19 protein-coding genes and 1 pseudogene are annotated in these 16941 nt (G+C 71.4%); 5 read left to right on the top strand and 15 right to left on the bottom strand.

Annotation, left to right across the window (positions count from 1 at the left end; all coding sequences use genetic code 11):
- Positions 1-3 precede the first annotated feature (3 nt).
- The 10 genes from OG194_RS35035 to hisD all read right to left on the bottom strand — a co-directional run bounded on the left by OG194_RS35035 (position 4) and on the right by hisD (position 7873).
- Complete coding sequence (locus OG194_RS35035) at positions 4-1377, bottom strand: MFS transporter (RefSeq protein WP_327404772.1); 1374 nt, start codon at positions 1375-1377, stop codon at positions 4-6.
- A 14-nt stretch (positions 1378-1391) separates the two neighbouring features.
- A complete protein-coding gene (locus tag OG194_RS35030; RefSeq protein ID WP_327404771.1) occupies positions 1392-1979 on the bottom strand; it encodes an ArsR/SmtB family transcription factor in 588 nt (195 codons plus the stop codon).
- Positions 1980-2102: 123 nt separating this feature from the next.
- Positions 2103-2858 (bottom strand): imidazole glycerol phosphate synthase subunit HisF, encoded by a 756-nt coding sequence (hisF, locus tag OG194_RS35025; protein WP_327404770.1) that lies wholly within the window; start codon positions 2856-2858, stop codon positions 2103-2105.
- Positions 2855-3265, bottom strand: coding sequence for a RidA family protein (locus OG194_RS35020; protein WP_327404769.1), 411 nt, complete (start codon positions 3263-3265; stop codon positions 2855-2857). Before OG194_RS35020 ends, hisF begins: the two co-directional genes overlap by 4 nt.
- Positions 3262-3990: a bifunctional 1-(5-phosphoribosyl)-5-((5-phosphoribosylamino)methylideneamino)imidazole-4-carboxamide isomerase/phosphoribosylanthranilate isomerase PriA gene (gene priA, locus OG194_RS35015; RefSeq protein ID WP_327404768.1), complete on the bottom strand. Its 729-nt coding sequence runs from the start codon at positions 3988-3990 to the stop codon at positions 3262-3264. The genes OG194_RS35020 and priA overlap by 4 nt, the downstream gene beginning before the upstream one ends.
- The gene (gene hisH / locus OG194_RS35010) at positions 3990-4649 is read right to left on the bottom strand and encodes an imidazole glycerol phosphate synthase subunit HisH (protein WP_327404767.1); all 660 of its coding nucleotides are present in this window, start codon (positions 4647-4649) and stop codon (positions 3990-3992) included. Before hisH ends, priA begins: the two co-directional genes overlap by 1 nt.
- Positions 4640-4804 carry a hypothetical protein gene (locus tag OG194_RS35005; protein WP_327404766.1) on the bottom strand — a complete coding sequence of 55 codons (165 nt, stop codon included), beginning with the start codon at positions 4802-4804 and terminating at the stop codon, positions 4640-4642. The genes hisH and OG194_RS35005 overlap by 10 nt, the downstream gene beginning before the upstream one ends.
- The gene (hisB, locus tag OG194_RS35000; RefSeq protein ID WP_019062289.1) at positions 4801-5394 is read right to left on the bottom strand and encodes an imidazoleglycerol-phosphate dehydratase HisB; all 594 of its coding nucleotides are present in this window, start codon (positions 5392-5394) and stop codon (positions 4801-4803) included. Before hisB ends, OG194_RS35005 begins: the two co-directional genes overlap by 4 nt.
- Positions 5391-6530, bottom strand: a complete 1140-nt coding sequence (locus OG194_RS34995; protein WP_327404765.1) for a histidinol-phosphate transaminase — start codon at positions 6528-6530, stop codon at positions 5391-5393. The genes hisB and OG194_RS34995 overlap by 4 nt, the downstream gene beginning before the upstream one ends.
- Complete coding sequence (gene hisD, locus OG194_RS34990) at positions 6527-7873, bottom strand: histidinol dehydrogenase (protein WP_327404764.1); 1347 nt, start codon at positions 7871-7873, stop codon at positions 6527-6529. The genes OG194_RS34995 and hisD overlap by 4 nt, the downstream gene beginning before the upstream one ends.
- Before the next feature lie 171 nt (positions 7874-8044).
- Between hisD and OG194_RS34985 the strand changes: the two genes are divergently transcribed.
- The 4 genes from OG194_RS34985 (at position 8045) to ybaK (ending at position 12171) form a co-directional block, all read left to right on the top strand.
- On the top strand, positions 8045-9622 hold the full coding sequence (locus OG194_RS34985) for an oxidoreductase (protein WP_327404763.1): 1578 nt from the start codon (positions 8045-8047) through the stop codon (positions 9620-9622).
- Positions 9623-9760: 138 nt separating this feature from the next.
- Positions 9761-10894: a hypothetical protein gene (locus OG194_RS34980; protein ID WP_327404762.1), complete on the top strand. Its 1134-nt coding sequence runs from the start codon at positions 9761-9763 to the stop codon at positions 10892-10894.
- Positions 10895-10905: 11 nt separating this feature from the next.
- Positions 10906-11649, top strand: a complete 744-nt coding sequence (locus OG194_RS34975) for an LON peptidase substrate-binding domain-containing protein (protein ID WP_327404761.1) — start codon at positions 10906-10908, stop codon at positions 11647-11649.
- A 21-nt stretch (positions 11650-11670) separates the two neighbouring features.
- Positions 11671-12171, top strand: coding sequence for a Cys-tRNA(Pro) deacylase (ybaK, locus tag OG194_RS34970; RefSeq protein ID WP_327404760.1), 501 nt, complete (start codon positions 11671-11673; stop codon positions 12169-12171).
- 152 nt (positions 12172-12323) lie between these two features.
- On the opposite strand, the pseudogene OG194_RS47735 reads toward ybaK, so the two are convergent.
- From OG194_RS47735 to OG194_RS34950, 5 genes and pseudogenes are all read right to left on the bottom strand, one after another.
- Positions 12324-12494, bottom strand: a pseudogene (locus OG194_RS47735) (response regulator); the annotation flags it as partial.
- Positions 12457-13197, bottom strand: coding sequence for a DUF2567 domain-containing protein (locus tag OG194_RS34965; protein ID WP_327404758.1), 741 nt, complete (start codon positions 13195-13197; stop codon positions 12457-12459). The gene OG194_RS34965 and the pseudogene OG194_RS47735, both read right to left, overlap by 38 nt.
- A 34-nt stretch (positions 13198-13231) precedes the next feature.
- Positions 13232-14059 (bottom strand): ABC transporter permease, encoded by an 828-nt coding sequence (locus OG194_RS34960; RefSeq protein WP_327404757.1) that lies wholly within the window; start codon positions 14057-14059, stop codon positions 13232-13234.
- A 94-nt stretch (positions 14060-14153) separates the two neighbouring features.
- A complete protein-coding gene (locus OG194_RS34955; protein ID WP_327407316.1) occupies positions 14154-15125 on the bottom strand; it encodes an ABC transporter ATP-binding protein in 972 nt (323 codons plus the stop codon).
- Positions 15126-15289: 164 nt separating this feature from the next.
- Complete coding sequence (locus tag OG194_RS34950; protein WP_327404756.1) at positions 15290-16513, bottom strand: NYN domain-containing protein; 1224 nt, start codon at positions 16511-16513, stop codon at positions 15290-15292.
- Between the two features lie 224 nt (positions 16514-16737).
- Here OG194_RS34950 and OG194_RS34945 point away from each other — a divergent pair, with 224 nt between their 5' ends.
- Positions 16738-16902 carry a hypothetical protein gene (locus tag OG194_RS34945; RefSeq protein ID WP_019062300.1) on the top strand — a complete coding sequence of 55 codons (165 nt, stop codon included), beginning with the start codon at positions 16738-16740 and terminating at the stop codon, positions 16900-16902.
- Positions 16903-16941: the final 39 nt, after the last annotated feature.

Here is a 16941-nt window from a genome sequence, read left to right as displayed (position 1 = left end):
GGGTCATCCGGGCAGTTCGGCCCGCCGCAGGTCGCGGACGCACAGTGCGATGGCCCCGCCGAGACCGCAGACCACCGCGCTGACCACGAACACCGGGCCCGTGCCCCACACGCCGATCGCCGCGGCCGACAGCGGCATGCTCAGCGGGGCGAACCCGAGGCTGACCAGGCCGGAGACGGCGGTGACCCGGCCGAGGTAGGCGGGGTCGGCCTGGGTCTGGAGCAGGGCGCCGCACAGGGCTCCGCTGAGACCGGCGAGCAGCCCGATGAGCAGGGCGACGCCGACGGCCGCGAGGACGCTCGGGACGAAGGCGAGGGCGCCGATGGCGACGGAGCCGGCGACGATCGAGCAGCCGGCCAGCCACCCCGCGTACGGAAGCCGGCCCCGCACGGTCAGCAGCAGGGCCGCCGCCCCCGCGCCGACCCCGAAGCCTGAGAGCACCCAGCCCATGCCCGACGCGCCCCACCCGCGCTCGTCCGCCAGCAGGGTCAGGCCCACGTTGAGCGGGCCCACGAAACCGAGGTCCCCGAGCGCGATGGCCAGCATCAGCGGGGCGAGGACACGGTGGCCCCGGATGTAGCGCAGTCCGGCCCTGAGGTCGTCGACAGGGGATGCCGGGCGGGCGTCGGTTTTGGCGGGGGCGGTGGTGCCACGCGCTTCGGAGTCGGCCGCGCTTACGACACCCGCACCGGGCGCCGTGCCACGACCGCCCGCGGCAGCACCCGTATCGGCGGTGCCGCCGAGCGCGTCGGCCTTGTCGTCGGCGGGCAGTTCCCGCATCCGTACGGAGATCAGCAACGGCACCGACACGGCGATCAGCAGTCCGGCGAACGCGAACGCCGTCGCCGCGCCGCCGATCGCGACACCCAGGCCGCCGAGCGGACCGCCGACGACGTTGGCGAACCGGATGGCGAGCCCCCGCATGCCCTGCACGCGCGCGAGTTGGTCGCGGCTCGTCACGCGCGCGGGGAGTGCGCCCACGGCCGGCATGAACACGGCGTCGACCGTTCCGAACATCACGGCGAGCAGCGCCAGCGGCCACAGTCCCGGGCTCGTCAGGAACAGCAGCGCGGCCACCGCCAGCACCGCCGCGCAGCGCACCGCGTCGCTCCCGATGACCACCCTGCGCGGCCCGAACCGGTCGGCGATCACTCCCCCGCCCAGCATCAACAGGGCCCGCGGCACGGCACTCACCGCCATCACGGCACCGGCCTGTGCGGGCGAGCCCTGCTGTACGGCCGCCCAGGACAGGGCGATGTAGTACACGCTGTCGCCGACCATCGAGGACGTGTAGGCCGCGAGCCAGCGCAGGACGTTGGGGTCGCGGTGGGCGGCGCGGCCGGGGGCGTCGGCGGGGGCTATGAGGGTGCCGGTCACGGGAGGTCGTCCTCTCAGGCGCGGAACGGGAAGCCGTACAGGTGGATGGCGACGTTCTCGCGGCCCTGGGTGTCGCCCGCCGTCTCGGCGGCTCGTCCCCTGGCCTGGTACTTGTTGATCAGGGTGTCCAACTCGCCCTGCATTTCGGCGAGTTCGGACGCGTTCAGACGCGGGAGGTACTCGCCCTCGAAGCCGGCCGAGCGCCACTCGTCGCTCCAGGACTCGGACTCGTCGAGGTGGCGCCGGTAGAGGTCGACGCGCTGCTCCAGCAGGATCCGGGTGAGCGCTCCCTGGGCCGCGAGCTTCTCGGGGGCGTCCTTGACGTCCTCGTGCCGAACGGTCAGGCCCTCCGAGGCCGGCTGCCACCAGCGCTCCCGGCCGTCCTCGCCCTGCCGCTCGGCCTCCTCGATGAGCCCGTGCTCGGCGAGCTTGCGCAGGTGGTAACTGACCAGCGACACGGCCTCGTCGACCTGGTCGGAGAGCTGCGAGGCGGTCGCGGTACGGGCCACGTGCAGCGCCCGGTACAGCTTGATGCGCAGCGGGTGCGCGAACGCCTTGAGCGTGCCCAGATCGGTGATGGCACGGGTCTCTTTCGAGGTCATGCACCCCACGCTAGATACGAAAGATAAGTTGCGCAACATATTTTGCGCAACTTATCTTTCGTATCTCGCCACGAGTAAGCCCCGACCGCCAGGCAGCCGGGGCTTACAACGTGTCCAAGAAGGTCACCTCACCGGGTGACCCGCCTCCCGCAACGCCTGCTTGACCTCGCCGATCCGCAGATCCCCGAAGTGGAAGACGGAAGCCGCGAGCACCGCGTCCGCCCCCGCCGCCACCGCCGGCGGAAAGTCCGCGAGCTTGCCCGCGCCCCCGGAGGCGATGACCGGCACGGTCACGTGCTTGCGGACCGCCGCGATCATCTCCAGGTCGTAGCCGTCCTTCGTGCCGTCCGCGTCCATCGAGTTGAGCAGGATCTCCCCCGCCCCCAACTCGGCCGCCCGGTGCGCCCATTCGACCGCGTCGATGCCGGTGCCCTTGCGGCCGCCGTGGGTGGTGACCTCGAAGGAACCGGACTCCGTACGCCGCGCGTCCACCGACAGCACCAGCACCTGTCGCCCGAACCGCTCCGCGATCTCCCGGATCAGCTCGGGGCGCGCGATCGCCGCCGTGTTGACGCCGACCTTGTCCGCGCCCGCCCGCAGCAGCTTGTCCACGTCCTCGGCCGTGCGGACGCCGCCGCCGACCGTGAGCGGGATGAAGACCTGCTCGGCGGTGCGGCGGACCACGTCGTACGTCGTCTCGCGGTTGCCGGAGGACGCGGTGATGTCCAGGAAGGTCAACTCGTCGGCGCCCTCGGCGTCGTAGACCTTGGCCATCTCGACGGGGTCGCCCGCGTCGCGCAGGTTCTGGAAGTTGACGCCCTTGACGACCCGGCCGTTGTCCACGTCCAGGCAGGGAATGACTCGTACGGCGAGCGTCATGCCGAACCTCCGCCCTCGGTACCGGAGCGGTACGCCTCCACCTCGACCTCGACGACCAGGCTCGGGTCGACGAAGCCGGAGACGATGATCATGGACGCGGCGGGCCGGATCGCGTCGAAGAGTTCCTTGTGTGCGCGGCCCACGTCCTCGACGTCCCGGGCGTGGGTGATGTACATACGGGTGCGCACCACATCGGCGGGGCCGAGACCCAGCTGGTCCAGCGCCGAGAACGCGACGTTGAACGCGTTGACCGTCTGCTCGTAGGGACCGCCCCCGGCGATCTCGCCGTCCACTATCGACGTGCACCCGGAGACCAGCACCAGGCCGTTCGGCAGCTCCACCGCGCGGGAGTAGCCGAAGGCGTCCTCCCAGGGGGCGCCGGTCGACACGCGTCGTAGTTCGGTCACCGGGCCACCGCCTCCAGAGCCTCTTCCAGGGTGAACGCCTTCGCGTACAGGGCCTTTCCGACGATGGAGCCCTCGACACCGAGGGGGACCAGCTCGGAGATGGCGCGGAGGTCGTCGAGCGAGGACACGCCGCCGGAGGCCACGACCGGGCGGTCGGTGGCCGCGCAGACGTTGCGCAGCAGCTCCAGGTTGGGGCCCTGGAGGGTGCCGTCCTTGGCGATGTCGGTGACCACGTAGCGGGCGCAGCCCTCGGAGTTGAGGCGGCCCAGCGTCTCGTAGAGGTCGCCGCCGTCACGGGTCCAGCCGCGTCCGCGCAGGGTCGTGCCGCGTACGTCGAGGCCGACCGCGATCTTGTCGCCGTGCTCGGCGATGACCTTGGCGACCCACTCCGGGGTCTCCAGCGCGGCGGTGCCGAGGTTCACCCGGGTGCAGCCGGTGGCGAGGGCGGCGGCGAGGGTGTCGTCGTCGCGGATGCCGCCGGACAGCTCGACCTTGATGTCCATGGCGCCGGCGACCTCGGCGATGAGCTTGCGGTTGTCGCCGGTGCCGAACGCGGCGTCCAGGTCGACGAGGTGCAGCCACTCGGCGCCGGAGCTCTGCCAGGCGAGGGCGGCCTCCAGGGGGGAGCCGTAGGAGGTCTCGGTCCCGGACTCGCCGTGCACCAGGCGGACGGCCTGGCCGTCGCGGACGTCCACGGCGGGGAGGAGTTCGAGCTTCGAAGGCATCAGAGGGTTCCGATCCAATTGTTCAACAACTGCGCTCCGGCGTCGCCGGACTTCTCGGGGTGGAACTGCGTGGCCCACAGGGCGCCGTTCTCCACGGCGGCCACGAAGGGCTTGCCGTGCGTCGACCAGGTCACCAGGGGGGCGCGCATCGCCGGGTTCACGACGTCGAGGGACCAGTCGTGGACGGCGTAGGAGTGCACGAAGTAGAAGCGCGCGTCCGTGTCGAGGCCGGCGAAGAGCTGTGAGCCCGCCGGGGTGTCCACGGTGTTCCAGCCCATGTGGGGCACGATCTCGGCCTGGAGCGGCTCGACGGAGCCGGGCCACTCGTCCAGGCCCTCGGTCTCCACGCCGTGCTCGATGCCCCGCGCGAACAGGATCTGCATGCCGACGCAGATGCCCATCACCGGGCGCCCGCCGGCCAGCCGACGGCCGACGATCCAGTCGCCGCGCGCCTCCTTGAGGCCCTGCATGCAGGCGGCGAAGGCGCCGACACCGGGCACGAGCAGCCCGTCCGCGTTCATCGCCTTGTCGTAGTCACGCGTTATCTCGACCTCGGCACCCGTGCGCGCGAGGGCACGCTCGGCGGAACGGACGTTCCCGAAGCCGTAGTCGAAGACGACGACCTTCTTGGACGCGTTCTTCGCCGCGCTCAACTCCACACCGCCAGCCGCATGACCCCCGCGACCAGACACATCGCCGCGCCGATGGAGACCAGCACGATGAGCTGGCGCGGCATCTTCTGCTTGACGAAGGAGTAGACCCCGCCGAGGAGGAAGAGTCCGACGACGATCAGGAGGCTGGAGAGGCCGGTCACAGCGCGCCCTTCGTGGAGGGGAGGATGCCGGCCGCGCGCGGGTCGCGCTCGGAGGCGTACCGCAGGGCACGGGCGAGGGCCTTGAACTGGCACTCCACGATGTGGTGCGCGTTGCGCCCGTACGGCACGTGCACGTGCAGCGCGATCTGGGCCTGGGCGACGAAGGACTCCAGGATGTGCCGGGTCATCGTGGTGTCGTACTCGCCGATCATCGGCGCCATGTTCTCGGGCTCGGTGTGCACGAGGTACGGGCGGCCGGAGAGGTCGACGGTCACCTGCGCGAGGGACTCGTCCAGCGGAACCGTGCAGTTGCCGAAGCGGTAGATGCCGACCTTGTCGCCGAGCGCCTGCTTGAAGGCGGCGCCGAGGGCGAGGGCGGTGTCCTCGATGGTGTGGTGCGAGTCGATGTGCAGATCGCCCTCGGTCTTCACCGTGAGGTCGAACAGACCGTGCCGGCCGAGCTGGTCGAGCATGTGGTCGTAGAAGCCGACTCCTGTCGACACGTCGACCTTGCCGTGCCCGTCGAGATCGATCTCGACGAGGACCGACGTCTCCTTGGTCGCCCGCTCCACACGTCCTACGCGGTTCATGTGCTCTGCTCCTTCGGGGGTGTGGGGGTGTCCCCCATAGAACTCATCAACTCACGGACCGCGTCGAGGAACGCGTCGTTCTCTTCGGGGGTTCCGGCGGAGACCCGCAGCCACCCCGGGATGCCGTTGTCCCGGACCAGGACGCCCTGGTCGAGGATCTTCTGCCAGGCGGTGTGCGAGTCCGCGAACCGCCCGAACTGCACGAAGTTCGCGTCGGACTCGACGACTTCACAGCCGATGGCCCTCAACTCGCCCACCAGCCGGTCCCGTTCGGACTTCAGCTGCTCGACGTATCCCAGCAGTGTGTCGGTGTGCTCCAGTGCGGCCAGCGCGGTCGCCTGGGTCACGGCCGACAAGTGGTAGGGCAGCCGTACGAGTTGGACGGCGTCGACGACGGCCGGGTGTGCGGCGAGATAGCCGAGGCGGAGGCCCGCCGCGCCGAACGCCTTCGACATCGTCCGCGAGACGACGAGATTCGGCCGCCCTTCGAGCAGCGGCAGCAGCGAGTCGCCGTGGCTGAACTCGATGTACGCCTCGTCGACGATCACCATCGACGGCTTGGCGGCCTGCGCGGCCTCGTACAGCGCGAGGACCGTCTCGGGCGGAACGGCGTTGCCCGTGGGGTTGTTGGGGGTCGTGACGAACACGACGTCGGGCTTGTTCTCGGCGATCCAGCGCTCGGCGGCGGCGAGATCGATCGTGAAGTCCTCGTTGCGCGGGCCGGAGATCCAGCCGGTCCCCGTGCCGCGCGCGATGAGCGCGTGCATCGAGTACGACGGCTCGAAGCCGATCGCGGTACGGCCGGGCCCGCCGAAGGTCTGGAGCAGTTGCTGGATGACCTCGTTGGAACCGTTGGCCGCCCACACGTTCTCGACGCCGACCCGGTGACCCCCGGTCTTCGTGAGGTAGTCGGCCAGCTCGGTGCGCAACTCGACCGCGTCCCGGTCCGGGTAGCGGTTGAGATCGCGGGCGGCTTCACGAACCCGCTCGGCGATCCGGTCGACCAGTGCCTCGGGCAGCGGGTAGGGGTTCTCGTTGGTGTTCAGCCGTACGGGGACGTCCAACTGGGGCGCGCCGTAAGGGGACTTGCCGCGCAGCTCGTCCCGTACGGGAAGATCGTCGATTCCGAAGCTCACTTGCCGGGCACCTTCCAACCACGCGACATTTGTTCGTCTCCGACAAACCTCGCCTTGACCGCCGCGCCGTGCGCGGGCAGGTCCTCCGCCTCCGCCAGCGTCACCACGTGATGCGCTACGTCCGCCAGCGCGTCCTTCGTGTAGTCGACGATGTGGATGCCGCGCAGGAAGGACTGCACGGAGAGCCCGGAGGAGTGGCAGGCGCAACCCCCGGTCGGCAGCACGTGGTTGGAGCCGGCCGCGTAGTCGCCCAGCGAGACGGGCGACCAGGGTCCGACGAAGATCGCGCCCGCGTTCCGCACCCGGTCGGCGACCGCGGCGGCATCCGCGGTCTGGATCTCCAGGTGCTCGGCGCCGTAGGCGTTGACGACCCTGAGTCCCTCGTCGATGCCGTCGACGAGGACGATCGCGGACTGCCGGCCGGCCAGCGCCGGGGCGATCCGGTCCTCGATGTGCTTGGTGGCCGCGACCTGTGGTTCGAGTTCCTTCTCGACGGCGTCCGCGAGCGTCACGGAGTCCGTGACCAGGACGGCGGCGGCGAGCGGGTCGTGCTCGGCCTGGCTGATCAGGTCGGCGGCGACGTGCACCGGATCGGCGGTGTCGTCGGCGAGGACCGCGATCTCGGTCGGGCCGGCCTCGGTGTCGATGCCGATCTTGCCGGTGAAGTAGCGCTTGGCGGCGGCGACCCAGATGTTGCCGGGCCCGGTGACCATGTTGGCCGGGGCGCAGGACTCGGTGCCGTGGGCGAACATCGCGACGGCCTGGGCGCCGCCTACGGCGTAGACCTCGTCGACGCCGAGCAGCGCGCAGGCGGCGAGGATCGTCGGGTGCGGAAGCCCGTCGAACTCGGCCTGCGGCGGGGAGGCGAGCGCGACGGACTCGACGCCTGCCTCCTGCGCGGGCACCACGTTCATGATCACGGACGACGGGTAGACGGACCGCCCGCCGGGCGCGTACAGCCCCACCCGATCCACCGGCACCCACTTCTCGGTGACCGTGCCGCCGGGCACGACCTGCGTGGTGTGCGTCGTGCGGCGCTGCTCACGGTGGACGAGCCGGGCGCGCCGGATGGACTCCTCCAGGGCCGCGCGCACCGCCGGGTCGAGCTGCTCCAGCGCGTCGCTGAGCGCCTGCGCCGGGACCCGTACCGATTCCAGCCGCACGCCGTCGAACTTCTCGGCGAAGTCGATCAGCGCCGCGTCGCCCCGATGATGCACGGCCTCGCAGATCGGCCGCACCTTCTCCAGGGCGGCCGAGACGTCGAAGTCGGCTCGGGGCAGCAGGTCGCGCAGGGCGGGTCCCTCGGGGAGGGCGTCGCCGCGCAGATCGATTCGGGAGATCACGGGAGCAATTCTCGCAGACGGCGATCGAGGGCCGCTCACGCATATCAATGGCTGATACAGAACGTGGCCGGAACCCGGAAGATCCCCTTCACGTCTAGTGTTCCGGGGGTTACTCAGCGGGCATGAACAGCTGTGCGAAACCCGTGAGTGGTCGAGAGGGATGAAAGAGCAGTGACCGAGGGTGTCGGCCTCCGCGCGGGGGATGTGCCGGACGATGCGACCGCCGCCGAGGCCGGTATGTGGCAGGCCTTCCGCAACGGCAGCGTGTACGACCTGAGCAGCGGCGACAGTGTCGTCGACGATCCGCACGGCGGACATCCGTGGGGCCCGGAGCGGACCGTGCGGGCGCGGTTCGTGTGCTGGCTGCTCCTCGACGGCCCGCCCGCGCTGTCGGGCCGGGTGGCCTCCCTGAAACTCACCGGCGTGCAGATCAGCGGCGTGCTGGACCTGGCGGGCGGCACCGTCACGCCGTACGTCGAGCTGAAGGGCTGCCGTTTCGAGCGGGAGGTGCTGCTGCCGGAGGCGCGCTTCCAGACCGTACGGCTGGTGAACTGCTCGGTGCCGCGGTTGGAGGCGGCGCGGGTGCACACGGAGGGTGACCTGCATCTGCCGCGCTGCCGCTTCCACAACGGCGTCCGGCTGACCGACGCGCACATCGGCACCGATCTGCTGCTGAACCAGGCGATCGTCTACCGGGACCGCACGGGCCGTTCGATCGCCGCCGACGGCATGACCGTAGGACAGGATCTACAGGCCGAACTCCTCGAATCGCACGGCGAGTTGAGTCTGCGCAGCGCCAAGGTGGGCGTCTCGCTGAGCCTGCGCGGCGCCCGGCTGGCGAACCCGTACAGCCGACTCGCCCTGAACGCACCCCAGTTGACCGTGGGCCGCACCCTGTACCTCACCCCCGCCGGCGTCGGCGGCCCCTGGCTGAGCGGCACAACTCCCGCGCGCGGGACCCGCATTCAGCGTTTCTCCTGCCAGGGCGGGGTGCGGCTGGACGACGGGCGGTTCGGGGACGCGGTGGACCTGGAGCGGGCCCGGTTCACGTTCACGGACGACCAGGAACTGTCGCTGCTGCGCATACAGGCGCCCGAGCTGCGTTTCCTCGGGGAGCGGCCGCAGCGCGGGAAGGTGGTGCTGTCGGGGGCGCGGGTGGTCAACCTGATCGATTCGGCGACCAGTTGGCCGAGCCCGGGCAACCTGCACATGGGCGGCTTCGTGTACGAGAACCTCGTACCGCAGGGCCCGTTCCCGCTGGACGCCCGCCTCGACTGGGTGGCGGCGGCGACCGCCGAGTACGCCCCGGAGCCGTACGAGCGGCTCGCGACCGTGCTGCGCAACGCCGGTGAGGACGAGGACGCGCGCGAGGTGCTGCTCGCCAAGCAGCGGCGGCGCCGGGAGAGCCTGCCGATCGCGGCCAAGGTGTGGGGGGTCGCGCAGGACTGGACGGTCGCCTACGGGTACCGGCCGGGCCGGGCCGCCGTATGGATGGCGGTGCTGTGGGCGGCCGGCTCGCTGGCCTTCGCGCACGCCGACCACGCGCCGGTGAACGCGAACGGGCATCCGCCGTGGAGCCCCGCCCTGTTCGCGCTGGACCTGCTGCTGCCGGTGATCGACCTGGGGCAGGCGGGCCAGTGGCAGCTGCACGGCGGCTGGCAGTGGCTGTCGGTGGCGCTGATCCTGCTGGGGTGGATCCTTGCCACGGCGGTCGCGGCGGGCGCCACAAGGCTGCTCAGGCGCGGCTAGGAGCCCCTCGGAAGCCCGCGCGCACAGCACTCGAACAGTTGAGCAACAGTCACCTTTTGCCTGGGCTTGACCGAAGCGCGTACAACTTTCAGCCGGGTACCCAATCGGTCTGGCGCACTCCGGATCGGCGGTCCTTCAATGGTCGACACCATGGCTCTGCTGCGCGCGTTCATCCGCACCGCCCGGATGGCAAGGAACACCTCGCGGCTCGCCGCCGGGCTGCCGGCCGACGACGAGGTCCTCCTCGACGCGCCCGACGACCGGCTCGGCCCCGCGCTGGTCGCGGCCGGGCGCGGCGAGTACGGGCCGGCCTCCGATCTGCTGTCCGCCACCCGCGCCGCCGCGATGTGGGAGGACCGCGACCGCCACACGCGCCGGCTCGCCGCGTTCGCCCGCTGCCGTCCCGAGTGGCTGGACGACTGGTACGCGGCCGCCCCGCAGGACCCGGACGCGCTCCTCCTCACGGCCCAGCTGGCGATGGACCGCGGCTGGGAGTCCCCGGCCCGCGCCGAACTGCTCCGCGAGCTGAACCCGCTGATCACGGCGGCGGCCGAGGCCGAACCACGCGACCCGGTGCCGTGGCGCATCGCGCTGGACCGGGCGCGGGGCACGAACGCCGGGCACGCCGAGTTCGAACGGCTGTGGGGCGAGGCGGTCCGCCGCTCCCCGCACCACTACGGCTGCCATGTGGCGGCCCTTCAGTACCTGTCGGCGGCCTGCTGCGCGCAGTGGGGCGACACACCCCACACCGCCCGCTGCTCCCACCGCGAGTGCTTCGACTTCGCCGAGCCGGCCGCCCAGGACGCCCTGCCGGGCTCACTCGTCCAGGCGCTGCCGGTCCGCGCGGCCTTCGCGTGCCTGACCGACGGCTGCGCTCCTACGGTCCCCCGCGCCCGCCTCGACGCGGCGGCCGACCTGGCGATCGCCCTCTCGGCCACGTACGCGGCGGCGGACCCGTGGCCCGCCGAGGTCCGCAACCTCCTGACCTACGTCCTCATCCGCCTCGAACGCTGGACGGACGCGCTGGACCAGCTCCGCCTGATCGGCCCGTACGCCACGTCGTTCCCCTGGGACCGGATCTCGGACGACCCGCTGGGCCAGTTCCTGGAAATCCGGGACGGCGTACGCATCGCGGTGGCCGCGGACGTCCCCCTGGGCGGCCCGATTCCTCCGGCCCTGCAAGCGATTCCGACGCAGCCGTGGGCCTTCGAGGACGCACCCGGGTATCCACGGAGTGAGCACGACGGACGTGCCCGCTCCGGCGACCATTAGGCTTTTGCGCCGTGACCACCGTCCGGCTGCCCCTCTTCCCCCTGAACTCGGTTCTGTTCCCGGGGCTCGTGCTTCCTCTGAACATTTTCGAGGAGCGCTATCGCGCCATGATGCGCGATCTGCTCAAGACCCCTGAGGAGGATTCGCGCCGATTCGCCGTCGTGGCCATCCGCGACGGCCACGAGGTGGCATCGACCGCCCCGGGCATGCCCGACCAGACGGCCGTGCCCGAACGCGGCCCCGCCGCCGGCTTCGGCCCCGACCCGCTCAAGTCCTTCCACTCGGTGGGCTGCCTGGCCGACGCGGCCACGATCCGCGAGCGCGCCGACGGCTCCTTCGAGGTGCTGGCGACGGGCACGACCCGCATGCGACTGCTCTCCGTGGACGCCTCGGGCCCGTTCCTGACGGCCGAACTGGAGGAGCTGCCCGAGGAGAAGGGCGACGAGGCGGGCGCGCTTGCGGAGGGCGTGCTACGCGCGTTCCGCCAGTACCAGAAGCGCCTGGCCGGCGCCCGCGAACGCACCCTGTCGACGGGCGAGGCCGAACTCCCCGACGAGCCGGCCGTCGTCTCCTACCTGGTGGCCGCCGCGATGATGCTCGACACGGCGACGAAACAACGCCTCCTCCAGGCCCCCGACACCGCCTCCCGCCTACGCGACGAACTGAAACTCCTCCGCTCCGAGACGGCCATCATCCGCAACCTGCCGTCCCTCCCGGCATCGGACCTGACCCGCGGCCCGACCAGCCTGAACTGACCCCGGAAACCGGACAATCTGATGGCCAAGAAGCCAAAACAACAACAGTCGGGCGGCACCCCGGCGACAGTCGCTCTGACAGCGGCCGGGGTGCCGTACGAACTCCACGCCTACGACCACGACCCGTCCCACCCCTCCTACGGCGAGGAGGCGGCCGAGGCGATGGGCGTCTCCCCGGACCGGGTCTTCAAGACCTTGCTGGCGGACGTGGACGGCACACTGACAGTGGCCGTGGTCCCGGTGGCAGGCCAACTGGACCTGAAGGCACTCGCCTCGGCGGTAGGCGGCAAACGCGCGACCATGGCCGACCCGACCCTCGCCGAACGCACCACCGGCTACGTCCGGGGCGGCATCTCCCCCCTGGGCCAACGCAAAAAACTCCGCACGGTCCTGGACACCTCGGCCACCACCCACCCCACGATCTGCGTCTCGGCCGGCCGCCGCGGCCTGGAGGTGGAACTCTCCCCCGAGGACCTGAAATCCCTCACGTCCGCGGTACTGGCCCCCATCGGCCGTGCGTAGCCTCTCGACGCCGCGCCTGTCCTCGGTTAAGCACGAGAGGCATGTCGAAGAAAACACGGAAACGAAAGTGGCGCGTACGGAAGCACAGGGCTAATCACGGGCGCAGGCCGGCGTAGGGGGCAGCACCTCTTCAACACAGGGCCGGCTACCTCCAGCCCGTCCGGCGCTTGAGGACGAGGCCGTCCAGGCCGAAGCGGGGGTCTGGGGGCGCAGCCCCCAGGCGGGGCGGAAGGGGCAGCAGCCCCTGGAGATGGGACGGGTAGGGGAGGCGGGGGCGAAAATCCCCTAGGCCAGCGGAGCCCCGTACCCATCCGTAGGCCCAACCCCCTGCTGCACATACCCCGGCTCAGGATCCCGAGGCCCGAACAACGCAGTCAGCCCCAGATGAACGACCAGCCCGGCAACCGGCCAGGCCAGCAACGCCCCCTTCGCCCCCAACTTCAGCGGCGCAGAAAACGTAACCCCCTTACCCACGGCCTTGGCGTGCGCGAGCACATCCTTGGTGGGCCCGAACCACATCCCCAGCCGCCAGGCGATGAACGAAGCGAGCAGCCCGCCCAAGGCCAGTGCGGCGACCAGCGGCACTCCCCCACGCCGCCGCAGCAAAAAGACGACAAGGGCGCTCACGACCCCGAAAGCCGCCGCGAGCAGAGTGAACGTTCCGTCCACCCCCACGGCCTGCTCACCCTCGGAGTCCTTGAGATAGACGACCCAGCTCTTGTCGACCACGTCCCCGACGAGCGGAACATGCGGCGCCAGCCACCACCACAACACCCCGAGCAACAGCCCACCGACCGCCGAGGCGACCGTGACGACGACGGCCTCGATCAGCTCCGTCCTGATCCCGGGCCCGTCCTGGCCGTAGGACGCTTCCTGCGGGGGGTACGCCGGATACCCGGCACCGGAGGCACCCGGGTCGGCCGGGGCGCCGGGGTCACCCGAGGTACCCGGGTCACCCGGCGGCTGCCACGCATCGTGCGGGGACTGGTCACGCGGCGGCGGAGGCGGAGTCAGCGGTGCGGTCACACTGCCATCGTGCCAGGCCCGGCTGTGCGGCGCGTCACCGGACGGCGGCCCGACGGTACGCCCAGGCGGCGACGGCCAGCGAAACGACCCCGACCCCGGCGCATACGGCGAGGTCACCGAGGACGAGCGCCCAGTCCGGATGCGCCGCGAAGGTCTGCGCGAACGCCTCCACGCCGTACGTCGAGGGCACCAGATCCCGCAGGAACCGCACCGCGTCCGGCATCCGATCAGCAGGCAGCACACCCAGCAACAGGGCCGCGGACATGCCCAACTGCCCGAGCAGCGTGGCAAGTTCGGGCCGAGGCGCAAGCAGCCCGAGGGCCGCCCCGAGCCCGGCGAGCGCGGCCCCGGCGAGCGGGATCACCGCCGCCAGGATCCAGATGTTCCCCATCGGCAGCCCGAACAGCACACACCCGAAGACGGCGGTGAGCACGGTCCCCGGCACGGTGAAGGAGGCGTACGCGCCCGCGGCGCCCAGCACCACGGCAGCGGGCGGCACCGGCAGGGTGGCGTAGTGGTCGAGCCCGCCGCTCCCGCGCAGCTGCCCGAAGTACTGGGCGAGGAGGTTGAGCCCGACGTAGGCGACGACCAGCACGGACGAACCGGCGACGACGAACCGGGCGTCGTGGCTCCCGCCGTCGACGACCCCGCGCATCATGATCAGGATGCCGACCGACTGGAAGGTCGCCACGAACAGCAGCGGGATCCGCGCGACCCGCGCCCGGGACAGCTGCGCCCGGTACACGGCGGCCATGGAAGGCCACAGCCTGGCCTTGGGCCCCAGCTCGGCCGCGCCCGAGGCGGTGGCCTCCGGCACGGCCAGGGGGCCACTCGGCAGAACATCGGCGGATACGACACTCACGTCGCGCTGCTCCTCTCGACGCCGGAAGCCGTCCTGTCCCCTACGGGTACAACGGCGGTCGCCCTGTCCCATACGGATACGACGGCCCGTGTACTCATGCCTTCACCAGCCCCTGCGCGTTTCCGCCCAGCGTCAGATACACGTCCTCCAGGCTGGGCGTGGCCAGGGTGAAGTCGTCCAGGGCGGCGAACGCGGCCCCGCCGGTCACCGTGGCGACGGCCACCCGGGCCTCCTCGGGGGCGAGCCTGAGCGTCCAGCGGCGGCCGGACTCGACGGCCCGGTCCCGCAGCGCGGCGACCTCCGGGACGTCCAGCGGCGGCTTCTCCCGCCACACCAGCTCGACCCGCACCTCGCCCGCGACCTGTTCCTTGAGCCCGGCGGGGGTGTCGCAGGCGATGACCTTGCCCTGGTCGAGGACGGCGACCCGGTCGAGGACGGTCTCGGCCTCGATGACGTTGTGGGTGACGAGCAGCACGGTGGACCCGCGCTCGGCCCGGCGCCGGTCGACGGCGGACCACACGGCCCTGCGCGCGACCGGATCCATCCCGGTGGTCGGCTCGTCGAGCACCAGCAGCGGCCGTTCCCCGACCAGCGCGGCCGCGACACACGCCAGCCGCCGCTGCCCACCGGACAGCTTCTTGAGCGGCCGCCCGGCAATGGCCGTAAGCCCCAACTCGTCCAGTACGGCGTCCCGTTCGGCCCGTGCGTCGCGCAGGTCCAGGCCGCGCAGCCGGGCGGTGGTCTCGGCGGCCAGCGACACGGTGAGTTCGTCGAGCGCGGAGGACTCCTGGCCGAGGTAGGCGAGGATGCGCGCGGCCCGCTCCGGGTGGCGGACGATGTCGTGGCCGAGGATCTCGACGCTGCCGGCGTCGGGCCGCATGAGCCCGGTCAGCTGGCGTACGAGGGTGGACTTGCCGGCGCCGTTCGGGCCGAGCAGTCCGAAGATCTCGCCCCGGCGGATGTCGAGGGTGACGTCGTCGGTGGCCCGCACCTCGGGGCTTCCCGGCGCACCGCGTCGGCCGCGCACCGCCGGATAGGTCTTGCTGAGCCCGCGCACCGCACACACGACATCCCCACCGTGTCGAAGTGCCTGTCCCGCGCGCGTACTCACGGGACGAGACTACGGGGTCCGGAAGCCCCGCCCGTTCGCGGGTCGGTCGAGAACGGCACATTCGTCGGTAAAGCCGTCCCGCCGCGAGGCCGCCCGGCAACCGGACCGGCCGGCTCCGCTCACTCTCCGGCAGGGGCGTGCTCGGCCGCCGTCCGTACGTCGATCTCGCGCCAGAAACCGGCCCGGATCGCGTACCGGTCGTGCTCGTCGATCTGGTCGTCCTTGTGCGCGAGGAGGCCGAACCGGGCGGCGTAGCGCAGCAGTTCGCCGTCGATGCGGTGCGGGACGCGCGGGTACATCCCGGACAGTTTCTGCAGGTGGCTGCCGTGGTCGCCGAGGCGGCCCATCCAGCGGCGGGCGAAGACCTGGCCCACCTCGTACGGGTCGCCGCCGACCGTGGTGATGTCCTCCTCGCGGTCGGCCCAGCGCTGCTCGGCGGTGGTCAGCTGCGCCAGCGTCGGCATCGAGGCGACCTCGGGCGGCTCGGCGGCGCCGCCCGGCCGGTCGACCCACCCTTTGTCGGAGGACCAGCGCAGGGTCGCGCTCGCGGGCTGCTGCGCGGGGGCGGCGGCACCCGGGGCCTTCAGGCTCGCCAGGTCCTTCGGGGTGGGCACGCCCTTGTGCGCGGGCACCCGCTCCTGCGAACCGTTCTCCGAACCCGCCTCGGCCGCCGCGTGCTCGCTCTCCTCGGCCGACCGCTCGCGCGCGGCCGGCGCGGACTCGGGCAGCGGCGCGGACAGGATCGCGGCGATCTCCGGCCGCGGCACGGGCGGCGGCGCGCACACCCCGCCGAGATCCTTCGCCCGTACGGCCTTGGTGATCCAGGTCCGGTCCAGCACCCGCCGCTCGTCGGCCTCGGCGACCAGGTCCTCGGACTGGTTGTAGTCCCCGTCCGCGGCCTGCACGGCCCACAGGTGTACGGCGACGCCGTGCTCCTTGGCGGCCATCATGCCCGGCAGCAGATCGCCGTCACCGGTGACGAGCACGACGTCGGAGCAGGCGCGGTTGCGGGCCAGCTCGGTCAGCTCGGCGTGCATGGCGGCGTCGACGCCCTTCTGCGCCCAGCGGCCGTCGCTGCGGGTCAGGGCGCCGAGGCGGACGGTGACGCGGGGCATCACGCGCAGCCTGCGGTGCTCGGGCTGCGGGACGCGGTCGGGGGCGCCGTCGAACCAGTAGATGCGCAGCAGGGGGCGTTCCGTGTCGGACTCGGCTCGCTCGCGCAAACCCTGGATGAGGGCGGCGTGATCGACGGTGATACGGGAACGCGAGGGCTCTCCGGCGAGGAGACTTGCCGCCGCCCCCAGCAGATACCCGGCGTCCACCAGGACGATGCAGCGGTCCACGCGACTCACCCTCTTCCCGGTCGGTTTGCTTCGGGCTTGCTTCGAGTCTGCCCGACCGCGCAGGGGTTAACGGCCCGAACTCGATCTTCGGCGTGGCGTTTCGGGGCTTCTCTCTCGTACCAACCATGTCACACACGGTAATTATCCGAAATGCGTTCTTCGTCAGCCTATGTGAATCTGGTCGCGGCCCTGGCCCCTAGATCCCCCTCAGGAGGCAGAGAACCATGGCCAAGAACAAGAACCGTGACCGTAAGCAGCCGCAGTCGGAGCGCGCCCAGGAACAGGCCACGTCGTCCTCGATGGAGGCACAGGCCGAGCAGCGCATATCCCAGGTGACACCCGGCGACATGGCCCGCAAGGGCAAGCAGAAGCGCTTCGGCCACAACTGAGGCCTGCTTCAAGGGTTGTTGAACGACTGAGGGGCGCAT

It is taken from the genome of Streptomyces sp. NBC_01288, from assembly GCF_035982055.1.
GTDB lineage: Bacteria > Actinomycetota > Actinomycetes > Streptomycetales > Streptomycetaceae > Streptomyces.
This window is presented reverse-complemented; position numbering and strand designations above follow the sequence as displayed.